At 37.4% G+C, this 13557-nt stretch carries 13 protein-coding genes; 11 read left to right on the plus strand and 2 right to left on the minus strand.

The features are described from left to right. Positions 1 to 10: 10 nt before the first annotated feature. Positions 11 to 955: a DMT family transporter gene (locus tag AC1Q8L_RS09330; protein WP_001036051.1), complete on the minus strand. Its 945-nt coding sequence runs from the start codon at positions 953 to 955 to the stop codon at positions 11 to 13. A gap of 124 nt (positions 956 to 1079) precedes the next feature. Here AC1Q8L_RS09330 and AC1Q8L_RS09335 point away from each other — a divergent pair, with 124 nt between their 5' ends. From AC1Q8L_RS09335 to AC1Q8L_RS09370, 8 genes are all read left to right on the plus strand, one after another. Next, the gene (locus AC1Q8L_RS09335) at positions 1080 to 1919 is read left to right on the plus strand and encodes a LysR family transcriptional regulator (RefSeq protein WP_000362523.1); all 840 of its coding nucleotides are present in this window, start codon (positions 1080 to 1082) and stop codon (positions 1917 to 1919) included. 210 nt (positions 1920 to 2129) lie between these two features. Further along, positions 2130 to 3842, plus strand: coding sequence for a septation ring formation regulator EzrA (gene ezrA / locus AC1Q8L_RS09340; protein ID WP_000377315.1), 1713 nt, complete (start codon positions 2130 to 2132; stop codon positions 3840 to 3842). Between the two features lie 230 nt (positions 3843 to 4072). Beyond that, positions 4073 to 5215 (plus strand): cysteine desulfurase family protein, encoded by a 1143-nt coding sequence (locus tag AC1Q8L_RS09345; protein WP_000638982.1) that lies wholly within the window; start codon positions 4073 to 4075, stop codon positions 5213 to 5215. A 6-nt stretch (positions 5216 to 5221) separates the two neighbouring features. Continuing rightward, positions 5222 to 6436 carry a tRNA uracil 4-sulfurtransferase ThiI gene (gene thiI / locus AC1Q8L_RS09350; protein ID WP_000989274.1) on the plus strand — a complete coding sequence of 405 codons (1215 nt, stop codon included), beginning with the start codon at positions 5222 to 5224 and terminating at the stop codon, positions 6434 to 6436. Between the two features lie 80 nt (positions 6437 to 6516). Further along, a complete protein-coding gene (locus AC1Q8L_RS09355) occupies positions 6517 to 6714 on the plus strand; it encodes an alpha/beta-type small acid-soluble spore protein (RefSeq protein WP_000091640.1) in 198 nt (65 codons plus the stop codon). Between the two features lie 173 nt (positions 6715 to 6887). Continuing rightward, entirely contained in the window at positions 6888 to 8474 is a 1587-nt protein-coding gene (gene mbcS, locus AC1Q8L_RS09360) for an acyl-CoA synthetase MbcS (RefSeq protein ID WP_000817726.1), read from the plus strand. A gap of 102 nt (positions 8475 to 8576) precedes the next feature. Continuing rightward, complete coding sequence (locus AC1Q8L_RS09365) at positions 8577 to 9008, plus strand: VOC family protein (RefSeq protein ID WP_000600352.1); 432 nt, start codon at positions 8577 to 8579, stop codon at positions 9006 to 9008. Between the two features lie 71 nt (positions 9009 to 9079). Continuing rightward, positions 9080 to 10648, plus strand: coding sequence for an amidohydrolase (locus AC1Q8L_RS09370; RefSeq protein ID WP_061660079.1), 1569 nt, complete (start codon positions 9080 to 9082; stop codon positions 10646 to 10648). A 193-nt stretch (positions 10649 to 10841) separates the two neighbouring features. Here the strand turns inward: AC1Q8L_RS09370 and AC1Q8L_RS09375 are convergent, their stop codons facing one another. Then, positions 10842 to 11645, minus strand: a complete 804-nt coding sequence (locus tag AC1Q8L_RS09375) for an NAD kinase (RefSeq protein WP_000785186.1) — start codon at positions 11643 to 11645, stop codon at positions 10842 to 10844. Between the two features lie 205 nt (positions 11646 to 11850). Between AC1Q8L_RS09375 and AC1Q8L_RS09380 the strand changes: the two genes are divergently transcribed. The 3 genes from AC1Q8L_RS09380 (at position 11851) to tpx (ending at position 13532) form a co-directional block, all read left to right on the plus strand. Further along, positions 11851 to 12489 (plus strand): DUF2953 domain-containing protein, encoded by a 639-nt coding sequence (locus tag AC1Q8L_RS09380; RefSeq protein ID WP_002094156.1) that lies wholly within the window; start codon positions 11851 to 11853, stop codon positions 12487 to 12489. Between the two features lie 12 nt (positions 12490 to 12501). Beyond that, on the plus strand, positions 12502 to 12897 hold the full coding sequence (ytfJ, locus tag AC1Q8L_RS09385; RefSeq protein ID WP_000350007.1) for a GerW family sporulation protein: 396 nt from the start codon (positions 12502 to 12504) through the stop codon (positions 12895 to 12897). 134 nt (positions 12898 to 13031) lie between these two features. Next, positions 13032 to 13532 carry a thiol peroxidase gene (gene tpx / locus AC1Q8L_RS09390; protein ID WP_000024527.1) on the plus strand — a complete coding sequence of 167 codons (501 nt, stop codon included), beginning with the start codon at positions 13032 to 13034 and terminating at the stop codon, positions 13530 to 13532. The last annotated feature ends 25 nt before the right edge of the window (positions 13533 to 13557 follow it).

Genomic DNA, 13557 nt, shown 5'->3' on the forward strand with positions numbered 1-13557 from the left:
GAATCCCCACCTAACGAACTGAGGTGGGGATTCTTATGTTTACTTTTCTTTGCCATAAATTGTTACATAATAGCGCGATAATTGTTAATGCAGCTCCAGCAATTTCGATTTTATCGACTGGATAACCTCGAAACATAGAACCAATCAGTGCAAGGATAGGAACTAAATTCATAAATAATATGCCGTTAATAGATGAAATATAGCGATTTCCCATATTCCAGCAAAATACAGCGATAACTCCTGCGATAATCGACATATAAAAGAGCTCAAAACGAACACTCACAACTGTACGCAGTGACGGCATAGTAACTATATTTGTATACGTTAAGAAAGTAACAATAACGATGAGTGAAATGGAGCCAAATAAACAAGTTAATGTCGTATATCGAAGTGGTGACCAAGATTGAAAACGAGCACCCCCGTTTGTATAAATGACCCAGCAAGTAACGCCGCATAGCATCAATATATTTGTCGATAAGTGGCTTGCAGCTCCAAATAATAAGTGAATATTTCCTTTTGAAATGACAAGCATAACACCGAGTAATGCAACGAACATACAAAGGAATGTGTAGTTTTGTGGGCGCTTGTTTTTTGTTATCCATTGTAATGATAAGGCAATTAGTGGCATGAGAGACTGAATCATCGCTGCATGGATTGCTCCCGAAGGCCCGGCAAGTTGTTGTCCGTAGAAAACGAGAAAACCATATCCTGCGAAACCGACTGTCCCGTAAAAGAACAGAGAAAGTGTTCTTTTTTCTAAGCGGAGTGAAGTCTTCCCTTCAGTAATTAATAGCAAAATAAGAAAAATAATAGCTGCTGATCCATAGCGAATCGTTGTGAAGAAGAACGGATCGATAAATTGCAGGGCATTTGCCATTACAGGAAACATAAATCCCCAGGCAGTTACGGCGAGTAAGCATAGAAAGGATCCGAGTAGCATTTGTTTTTTGTTCAAGAGTATCTTTCCCCTTTACATTTCGTTATAGTAAGTTGATGAAATAAGTATAAAGAGTAATTGTTTATAGGAGGAAATATCGATTTCTTATAACGGTTATAACTTTTTGTTAGAGGTGTGTACGATGGATTTGGAGGCAGTACGATCGTTTATCGAAGTGAAGCATACGCGAAGTTTATCAAAGGCAAGTAAGATTTTACATATATCTCAACCAGCGCTTAGTAAGCAAATTCAAAAGTTAGAAGCGGATTTAGAGGTTACTTTACTTAAGCGTTCTGCGCAAGGAGTGGAGTTAACGGAGGCAGGAGAGTTATTTATAAAAAGAATGCTACCGATTTTGGAACAAATAAATGAAGTGAAAACAGAAATGAGGGGGTATCAAGAGAACCGAAAGTTTTCAATTGGTATACTACCGAGTTTAGCAGAGCATTACATATTAGAGTGTAAAGATGTATTAGGTGATGAGTTCGAAGTAGAGTGGCAAATCGGACATACGGAAGTATTAAGAGCTTTATTTAAAGCGCGGGAGATCGACGCGATGTTCATCGATTCAGTAGTAGAAGGTGCTACGTATATAAAAGAAGTGCAACAAGAGAAAATTGTTTGTGTCATTTCAAATAATCATCCGTATAAAGAGAAGAAAGTCATTCAAATAGAAGAGCTGCAAAATGAAAAATTAATTGTATATCCAGAAATATGCGATGTAAGGAAAATGGTTATGAACATGTTTCATGAGATAGGTGTAAAACCAACTATAGCTGTGGAAACATCTTACGCAGAACCGATGCTTGCAATGGTAAAAGCTGGCCTTGGCATCACTTTACTTCCAGAAAGGGCAGTAGAGCAGTCTGTAAGGCAGGGAAATGTACATGGAATTTCTGTTGAACCACCACTCATGCGGAAAATTTATTTCGTATCTCATACGAAAGATTGTTTGTTATTACAATCATTTGAGGATAGGTAGTGAGGTAGGCGGAATATTGAGAAAGATTACAATCGCATTGAAAGAAACATGAAATTTTAAAAAAAACTAGGTCAAAAACAAGCCATTACATGGTATGATTAGTACATTGTTAGTTGTTAAATATAGGGGAATTCCCTTTTTATACATAATGCCTTCCATTTCATAAACGGAACGGACAAAAAAAGAGATATAACTAGGAGGCTTTTTTGCATGGATTCTATCCTGACGATCGTTATCATTGTAGTAAGCTCTATTCTAGTGCTGCTCATGATAGAGCTTGTGATAAGAAATCGTTCATATAAAGATATTGAAGCACTGGAGCAGTGGAAACAAGAGATAAAAGATAAACCTGTGGCAGATGAACTAAAACGGGTAAAAGATTTAAACATGACGGGTCAAACAGAAGAACTGTTTGGTAAATGGCGTGAAGAATGGGATGAAATTGTATCAACAACCCTTCCGAAAGCTGACAAAGATTTAGCGCAAGCGCGAAAATTCGCCTCGCAATTCTCCTTCCGAAAAGCAAAGCATGCGATGAACGAATCCATAAGTGGTTTAGATGACGCTGATAATCGTATTACAGGTGTTTTAAATGAATTACAGCAATTGTTAGAAAGCCATGAGAAAAATAGCTCGGAAATTGAAGGGTTACGTGATACATATCGTAGTATGAAAAAGAGTGTTCTTGCTCATAGACATATGTATGGGGCAGCAGAGCAGAAAATCGAAGAGATGCTAGACGCTGAATCTAATAAATTTAAAAGTTTTGAAGAAGCAACAGATAATGGTGACTACTTAAAAGCGAGAGAAATTGTTATTAGTTTAGAAGAAGGTTTAGCTGGTTTAGAAATCATTATTCACCAAATTCCAGATTTATTAGTAGAGTGTCAAGCGACGCTACCAGTTCAACTGGAAGATTTATTACAGGGTCATAATGATATGGTAAGACAAGGTTATGTATTAGAGTATTTGGAAGTCCCTAAAGAAGTTCGTGATATGACGACACAACTAAACACATGTTTAATGGATATACAGGAGCTTCATATAACAGAAGCGGCTGAAAAAGTGGAAGACTTAAAAACTCGTTTAGATGGTTTCTATGATCAACTTGAGCAAGAGGTGCATGCGAGACATTATGTGGAGCAAAAAACACTTTCTGTTTATGAAGACTTAGAAGAAATACGTATCGAAACGATTGAAACGAAAACAGAAACACAACTTGTGAAACAAAGCTATCAATTGCAAGATAAGGATATTGAATCTCAAAAAGTAATTGAAAAGCAAATGCACATTTTAACGAAACGTTTTGAAATGCTACAATTACGCGTTGCTGAACAAGATATTGCCTTCTCTATTATTCGTGAGGAACTAGAAGAGGTTTATGAGCAATGTGAAACGTTAAAAGTACTTCATGCAGAATATAAAGAAATGCTGCAAACGATGCGTAAAGAAGAATTTGAAGCGCGTGAGAAGTTACAAGAAATGCGAAATACTATTTTCGAAACGAAACGCTTTATGCAAAAGTCGAATTTGCCAGGTCTTCCAGAGAGTATTATGGAAGATTTAAAAAGAGGGCAAATGGCAATGCAAGCTGTATATGAACAATTAGAAGTGAAGCCGTTAAATATGAACGCTGTAAATAGCAGTTTAGAAGAAGCATACACAACTGTGAACGGTGTAGCTGAAATGACAGAAGAATTAATTGGACAAGCGTATTTAGTTGAAAAATTAATTCAATACGGTAACCGTTACCGCAGTCATGATGAAAGCCTTGCAGAAAGCTTAAATTATGCGGAGAAATTATTCCGTGAATATCAATACGATGCAGCTTTAGAACAAGCCGCTTCTGTACTAGAGCAACTTGAACCTGGTGTTGTTCAAAAAATAGCTGAATATGTAGACAATGAACAAACCCTTTCATAAAAGGGTTTGTTTTTTTGTGTAATTTTGCAGGCGATGTTGCTATAATGAATAGCGGAATACAGTAAGGTTATTCGTTTCAAAATAAAGTGAAACTGTAATCAGTGGGGGTATCTCACTAATTATTATTATTCACTAATCGGGATAAAACGGAACCTTTGCGTAGTCTTAGCGTAATGACACGTATTTATGATATGATTATATGATGTGATAGCGCTGAAAGGGGAAGAACGATGATCTATTTTGATAATAGTGCGACGACGAAGCCATATCCAGAAGCTCTTCAATCGTACGTGACGGTTGCTGGGAAATATTTTGGTAATCCTTCTTCTATTCATTCGCTTGGAGGAGAGGCAGAGCGTCTATTAACACAATCAAGAACGATTGCAGCGCAGCTTCTTCACGTTAAACCTTCTGAAATTATTTTCACATCAGGTGGAACGGAAGGGAACAACCTTGCGATTAAAGGGATAGCGATGAGGAATCGTTCGCGCGGCAAACATATCATTACAACAAATATTGAACACGCGTCTGTGTTTGAGGCATATAAGCAATTAGAAGAACTCGGATATGATGTAACATATTTACCGGTTAACGAGCATGGTGTTGTATCGGTAGAGGATGTAAAACGAGCACTTCGTGAAGATACGATTCTTGTATCAATTATTCATGTGAACAACGAAACTGGAGCAATTCAGCCCGTTGCTGAAATTGGAACGTTATTATCGAATCATCCGAAAATAAGATTCCATGTAGATCATGTACAAGGGATAGGAAAAGTACCGCTTGATTTATATGCTTCTCATATTGATCTTTGCTCAATATCTGGACATAAATTCCACAGTGTAAAAGGAACGGGTCTTCTTTATATACGTGATGGCGTAAGATTAGATCCGATTTTATCAGGTGGTCAACAAGAGCTTAAGTATCGCTCTGGTACAGAGAATTTACCTGGCATTGTAGCAATGGTGAAAGCACTTCGCATGACAATGGAACAAGTGAAAGAAAAGGTAGCTCATTTGCAAAGTTTACAAGCAGAGCTTGTCAGCTTCTTTAAAGAGATGGAAGATGTGACGATTAATACATCGCTTGCATATGCAGCACCGCACATTTTAAATGTATCATTTGTTGGTTTAAAACCAGAAGTAGTCGTTCATGCTTTAGAAGAGCACGGTGTATATGTATCGACGAAGTCTGCTTGTTCTTCAAAAGCAAATGAAGTGAGCAGAGTGTTAGTGTCAATGGGAGTGCCGCATGCAGCAGCTGCAAGCGCTATTCGTATTAGTTTGGCACCAGACAACACGATGGAAGAAGTAAAACAATTTGAAGGTATTGTAAAAGAGACGATGCCAAAATTATATGAAGTGATGAGGTAAAGAAATATGATGACATATGAATATATTTTAGTGCGTTACGGAGAAATGACGACAAAAGGTAAAAACCGTTCTAAATTTGTAAGCACATTAAAAGATAACGTGAAGTTCAAACTGAAAAAGTTCCCAAATATTAAAATTGATGCAACGCATGACCGTATGTACATCCAGTTAAACGGTGAAGATCATGAAGCAATCTCTGAAAGATTGAAAGACGTATTTGGTATTCATAAGTTTAACTTAGCGATGAAAGTACCATCAGAATTAGAAGACATTAAAAAAGGTGCATTAGCAGCGTTCTTACAAGTAAAAGATGATGTGAAAACATTTAAAATTACAGTGCACCGTTCTGATAAGCGCTTCCCAATGAAGACGATGGAGTTACTTCCAGAAATCGGTGGGCACATTTTAGAAAATACAGAGGATATCACAGTAGACGTCCATAATCCAGATGTGAATGTACGTGTAGAAATTCGCAGTGGTTACAGCTATATTATGTGTGGTGAGCACATGGGAGCTGGCGGTTTACCAGTTGGCGTTGGCGGAAAAGTAATGGTACTTCTTTCTGGTGGTATTGATAGCCCAGTAGCAGCGTACTTAACGATGAAACGCGGCGTATCTGTGGAAGCAGTTCACTTCCATAGCCCACCTTTCACAAGTGAGCGTGCAAAACAAAAAGTAATCGATTTAGCACAAGAGTTAACGAAATACTGTAAACGTGTAACGCTTCACCTTATTCCGTTTACAGAAGTGCAAAAAACGATTAATAAAGAAATCCCATCTAGCTATTCAATGACGGTTATGCGCCGTATGATGATGCGTATTACAGAGCAGATTGCTGAGGAGCGTAACGCACTTGCAATCACAACTGGTGAAAGTCTTGGACAAGTAGCAAGCCAAACATTAGATAGCATGCATACGATTAACGAAGTAACAAACTACCCAGTTATTCGTCCGCTTATTACGATGGATAAATTAGAAATTATTAAAATTGCTGAAGAAATCGGCACGTATGATATTTCAATTCGTCCATACGAAGATTGCTGTACAGTATTCACACCAGCTAGCCCGGCGACGAAGCCGAAGCGTGAAAAAGCAAATCGATTTGAAGCGAAATACGATTTCACACCGTTAATCGAAGAAGCTGTAGCGAACAAAGAAACAATGGTATTACAAACGGTTGAAGTAGTGGCGGAAGAAGAAAAATTTGAAGAACTTTTCTAAAACCATAAATTACCATATTTAAAACGTGTATGAAGTCATGTTATTTATCACACTCTATACTCACAAGGAGGTGATATAACATGTCACGTAGCACAAATAAATTAGCGGTTCCTGGTGCTGAATCAGCATTAGACCAAATGAAATACGAAATCGCTCAAGAGTTTGGTGTTCAACTTGGAGCTGATGCAACAGCTCGCGCTAACGGTTCTGTTGGTGGTGAAATCACTAAACGTCTAGTTTCACTAGCTGAGCAACAATTAGGCGGTTACCAAAAATAATCCCATATGATGGCTTAGAAAGAGCGGGTTCTCCCGCTCTTTCTTTTTGTTGTTCATATTAGTATAAATTCATTTCGACAAAAGCATAAAAAAATTGTCAAAAGAAGAGGGTTCAAAATTTACTGAAAATTCTTTATTATATAAGGGAGGCATAAAGAAAAAGGAGGATGTTTATGAAGAGAGAGGAATTGTTGGCACCACCATCTTATAATTTAGTTTCAGAAATAGAGAAATATACAGACGATAAAGAGAAGCTTGCTTTAATTTGGCAAGATGATAAAGGGAATAGACGAGAAGTTACATATTTTGAATTAATGCAAGGGGCAAATAAAATTGGAAACGCTTTTATAAAAAGTGGCTTACAAAAAGGGGACAAGCTCCTTATTATGATGCCGCGTTTAATTGAAGCGTACATGACGTATATCGCTGCGATTAAAGCGGGATTTGTCGTAATTCCAAGTTCGGAAATGTTGCGTAAAAAAGATATTGAATATCGAATTGGACATGGCGAAGTAAAAGCGATAGTAAGCTATGAGCCGTACATTGGACAGTTTGATGATATAGAAGCAATGGAATCCCTTCAAAAATTCGTCCTGAGCGAGCAGTCAGTAGACGGGTGGATCAATTTAAAAACAGCATTAGAAACAGAAAGTGACATGTTAGAAATGGCGAAAACAGATAAAGAAGATATGGTCTTTTTATCTTACACGTCTGGGACGACAGGAAACCCGAAAGGTGTTGTTCATACGCACGCGTGGGCATACGCTCATTTACGTACAAGCGCCCCGAATTGGCTCGGAATTGAAGAGAATGATGTTGTATGGGCAACGGCTAGTCCAGGGTGGCAAAAATGGATTTGGAGCCCGTTTTTAGCAACTCTCGGTTCAGGGGCAACAGGATTTGTGTACAACGGCAAGTTTGAACCGAAAACGTATTTAAATTTATTAGACGATAATAAGGTGAATGTGCTTTGTTGTACACCGACTGAGTATAGATTAATGGCAAAGGTAGAAGATTTAAGCGAGTACAATTTAGAGGCGTTACATAGCGCTGTATCCGCAGGTGAGCCGTTAAATAGAGAAGTCATTGGAACATTCCAAAAGCACTTTGATATTACAGTAAGAGACGGCTATGGACAAACGGAAAATACACTACTTGTTGGTGTAATGAAAGGGATGGATATTAGACCAGGATCAATGGGGAAACCAACGCCAGGTAACCACGTCGATATTGTAAATGAGGAAGGTATTCCAGTTAAAGTAGGCGAAGTTGGTGATATTGCAGTTCACATTGAAACGCCGGCCCTCTTTAAACAATATTATAAAGACGATGAACGTACAGCGATGCAATTCCGCGGTGATTATTATATTACAGGTGATAAAGCGAAGAAAGATGAAGACGGCTACTTCTGGTTTGAAGGGCGTGGTGATGATATCATTATTAGCTCTGGTTATACAATCGGGCCGTTTGAAGTAGAGGATGCGCTTGTAAAACATCCTTACGTAAGAGAATGTGCGGTTGTCGCAAGTCCTGATGAAATTCGGGGAAGTGTCGTGAAGGCATTTATCGTATTAAGAGAGAATATAGAAAAGAACGAAGAAACATTAATTCCAACACTCCAACAACACGTCAAAGAACTCACTGCACCATATAAATACCCTCGCAAAATTGAATTTGTAGATGAACTACCAAAAACGATTTCTGGAAAAATTCGCCGTATTGAACTTAGAAAACAAGAGATGGAGATTCCGTCAAAATAATTTTGAAAACAGTGAAGTAAATAGTTGAATGAAATGCAAAACAATGATAATATAAAAACGAACACAAGTTCGATTTTATAAACTTAAAAAAGAGGTGTCCGTATGATTTTAGGTATTAATCCGTACTTAGTTTTAGATGGTAGTGGGCAAGAAGCTGTACAGTTTTATAAAGAGGCTTTAGATGCAAAAGTAGAAGTCATGCAAACTTTTGGTGACATGCCTGAAAATCCAGAATACCCGATTCCAGCTGAAGCGAAAGAGCGCGTTTTACACGCTACTTTAAAAGTTGGTAATACGGATCTTATGATTTCTGATACATTCCCAGGTCAAGGGCATGCAATCGGATCTCAAGTAACAATCGCAATTCAAATTAGTAATGCAGAAAAAGCAAAAGAAGTATTCGATAAGTTACAAGAAGGTGGAGAAGTTATGATGCCACTTCAAGAAACATTCTGGAGCCCAGCATACGGACAAGTAAAAGATAAATTTAATATTGAATGGCAAGTTACAACGTCTACTACTGAACAAAAGTAATTTTTAGAAAAGCACCATGTTTTGAAATGGTGCTTTTTTTTATACAATAAAAAATAAAGGAGATGGGATATATGGGAGAAATTTGGTATGGCGGTACCATTTACACAATGAGAGAAGAAAATGAAAAAGTGGACGCTGTTTACGTTGAAAACGGTACGATCGTTGATTTTGGAAGTAAAGAAGAGTTAGAAAACCAATATGCCGCGGTTACATTGCACGATTTAAAAGGCAAAACAATGATTCCAGGTCTCGTTGATAGCCATATGCATCTTATTGGGCATGGAGAGAGATTACTCCGTCTAGATTTATCAAATTGTACATCTTATGGTGAAGTGCTTACTCTTGTTCAGAAGCGAGTGAAAGAAGCTCCAAAGGGCTCTTGGATTATTGGAGAAGGATGGAATGAAAATAACTTTACAGATACGAAAGATGTTCACGCGCGTGATTTAGATGAAATTTCGAAAGAACACCCCATTTTATTAAAGCGAGTTTGTCGTCACGTTACATGGGTGAATTCATACATATTGCAAGAAGCGAACATAACAGAAGCGACGCAAAATCCAAAAGGCGGGAAAATCGGTAGGGATTCATCAAATAAGTTAACGGGACTTTTATATGAACAAGGACAAGAATTAATTAAACATGTTCAGCCTGAAATTGATGAAGCGTATTTACAAAGAGCTTTGCAAACAGCGATTAAAGATTGCTGGAAATACGGACTTGTTGGCGGGCATACGGAAGATTTAAATTACTACGGTGGTTTTAGAAAAACATATAATGCGTTTTCTCACGTTATAAAAGAAATGCCATTTAAAGCACATTTGCTCGTTCACCATGAAGTAGCACATGAACGAAAAGAATATGAAAATGAACATTATATTGAATTTGGGGCAATGAAAATTTTTTCTGACGGTTCTTTTGGAGGAAGAACAGCATTATTAAGTGAACCGTATGAAGATGCGAAGGAAACAAATGGGGTTGCGATTTTCTCACGTGAAGAACTTGCGGAATTAGTGAAGAAAGCACGAGATTTACATATGCCAGTTGCGATTCATACTATCGGTGATTTATCGCTTGAATATGTCATTGATGCACTCGAATTATATCCACCAGCAAAAGGGTTACGTGACCGCATTATTCATTGTCAGCTTGCTCGTGAAGAGTTGATAGAAAGAATGAAAAACTTGCAAGCCATTATCGATATACAGCCGGTCTTTCTTTCATCAGATTTTCCGTCAGTCATTGAAAAACTAGGCAAGCGCCGTCTTCGTTATGCGTACGCTTGGAAGACGTTACTGGAAGCAGGATTACACTGCAACGGTGGCTCAGATGCTCCCATTGAACAAGTGAATCCGTTTTTAGGCATATATAGCGCTGTTACACGTAGAAGTTTTATTGACGGTGTATGCTATATGCCTGAGGAGAGATTAACGGTTTATGAGGCTGTTTCTTTATTTACAACAGGAAGTGCCTATGCAATCGGAAAAGAAGCGAAACGTGGGCAAATTACAAAAGGATATGAAGCAGACTTTACAATATTAGACCGCAATATTTTTGAAATTGAGGCAGAAGAAATAAAAGAAGTACAAGCAGAAATGACCGTAATAGATGGCCGAGTTGTCTATAGAAAAGATGTGTAAAAATATATCAGCGATTTTCGGAATATATCGACCGTAACTCGAAATATATCAGCGATTATTAAAATATATCGACTTACCGACAAAAACTGACAAGAATAACGGCCGGATAGTAAGAGATTATTGTTCGCGTCAATCGGGGTAAATAAATAACCGCAGAATTATGGAATTCCATAATTCTGCGGTTATTTTAATCCTATAAAAACGTTCTCTGTACTTTTTCCCAGAACGAATTATTTTTTAATTTAACTGTTTTAATTTGTTTATCGCTTAAGCGTACAACAGCTTTTTCCACTTGTTTAATGCTAAGCGCTTCGTTATCCATGCCAATAACAGGATAATCGTTACCGTCTGGTCTTAGTTTTAAAGTTAATGTACGTTCGTGATTTAAAATGAACGGTGAACCGAGCGTACGGTAAGTGTTGTTGTTTAAAGATGCTAGTTCGCTTACTTGGAAACATGGAATAAGTGGGTCAACAACTGCACCATGCAATGATTTATTGTAAGCAGTACTTCCTGTTGGGGTAGAAACTACTAAACCGTCCCCTCTAAATGTTTCGAAATATAAATCATCAACGTGAACATCTACAACGAATGTTTTAATAATGCTAGAACGTAATGAGAACTCATTTAAACAATGGAAAGATGTACTGTGATCTACATCTACCTGAATTGTTGGATATTTTCGCACTTCAATTTCATTTTTTGTAATTTCTTGAAGGGCTGTATCAACGTGATCAATGTGGAAATCGCAGTAGAACGAAGTTTCATCTTTCGTAGAAATCCCTGCGTATAAGCAATCTTCTCTAAAACCAGTTTTACGAACGGCTTGTAAGAAGGTTGCATCATCTCCAACACTGACGATAGCGTTTGCATTTTTTGGATGATCTAATATGGTAAATCCATTCTCTTCTAAAATACGATAGATTGGTTTCATTTTTTCAACGAGCGTTGCTTTGTCATCACCATAAAAGAAAAATAAATTGCGACGATCTGCCATTATGTATCCCTCCACTGCAGTTAAATTTTCTGTTTTTCGTGCTACATATCATTAGAGTCCGTTCCCTGATGATATGTTCAAATAATATATTTCGATACAAATTGTCAAAATACCTTTTTATTTTTAGAAAAATTTTTATATTCAATCTTATGGAACTCTGTTTAATGATGAATAAAGTTGTCGATAATGGGTACGGAGTGAAAGGATGATACGTATGAAGTGGCTCGTAATTGGAATAATAATTCTTCTCCTTTTTATTTTGCTTATACTATTGTCGAAAATATCGCTTAAGGTGACATTTTTATATTCAGAAATGGAAAAGCAATGTTTATTTCAAGTGAAAATATGGATGATTCGATATACATTTGATGTATTGGAAAGAATTGAAAAACAGCAGAAAAAAACAGGACAGAAAATCGAAAAAGCTGAAGAGGACGGCGGACTAGATAATAAAATTATGGCGCAACTTGACAGTATTGGGGAACTGATAAAAAGGCTTCAAAAAGTTCATACTATCGTTAAAGATTTTCTCAAACGAGTGAAAATCAATGGTTGGAAATGGCATACGCAAATTGGAGCAGGCGACGCAGCTAGTACTGGAATTGTCACTGGATATGCATGGGGGACAAAAGGAATGGCTGCTGGAGTTGTCGGACAATATATGCATATTGTCGATGTACCAGAATTTGAAATTACTCCTGTTTTTCAAGGGAAAGGATTTGCATCGAGATGCGAGTTAACAGCATCTTTTCGTATATTTCGTACTATAAAAACAGCGGTGAAATTGCTCATATTTATGAGGCAGCAAAAATCTGGTATGACAGAAAAATCTGTTCAAGCATAGGGGGGATATAGAATGGACCATCCAATTCAAGGTTTAATGACAACCGCAATGCAGCATTTAAAACAAATGACTGATGTAAATACAATTGTTGGTGACCCAATTAAAGCGGCAGATGGAAGTGTAATTCTTACTGTTTCGAAAGTAAGTTTCGGATTTGCTGCTGGTGGAAGTGAATTTGGTAGGGTAGAACATTCAGGCCGTCATCCATTTGGCGGAGGAAGTGGAGGAGGAGTTTCTATTAATCCTGTTGCCTTTCTTGTTATAAATGGAGATGGTGTGAAAGTATTACATTTAGATAAGCAAACGCATGTCATCGATAAAATAATTGAATTAGCGCCACAAGCTGTTGATAAAGTGAAAGAAATGATGGATAAACGAAAAGAAGATGATCCTGAATTTCAAATTTAACGAATAAAGAAGCTAATCAATAGGTTAGCTTCTTTTATTTTTTTGTAAATAAAGCGATTTTATTTGCATTATCGATAGGGACAAACTATCATTTACATTGTACATATTTTGTTTAAATAAGGGAGGATTTTCAAGTGGCAAACGTAACTTTTAAAGGTAATCCAATGACTTTAGTTGGAACAGAAGTTAAAGTTGGCGATCAAGCGCCAAACTTCCAAGTATTAGCAAACGACTTATCTCCAGTAAGTTTAGAAACATACAAAGGCGAAGTAAAATTAATTAGTGTTGTACCTTCAATCGACACAGGTGTGTGTGATGCACAAACACGTCGTTTTAACCAAGATGCAGCAGGTATTGAAAACGCAAAAGTATTAACAATTAGCGCTGATTTACCATTCGCTCAAAAACGCTGGTGTGCAGCAAACGGTTTAGAAAATGTTGTAACACTTTCTGACCACCGTGACCTTTCATTCGGTGAAGCTTACGGCTTAGTAATGAAAGAACTTCGTTTACTTGCTCGTGCAGTATTCGTAGTAGATAGCAACGACAAAGTAGTTTACGTAGAATACGTAGGCGAAGGTACAAGCCATCCAAACTATGAAGCAGCATTAGAAGCAGCTAAATCTGCAAAGTAATGTGAAGGAAATGACCTCTTATAAA

Source organism: Bacillus sp. GW823-FHT06A11 (assembly GCF_058795355.1).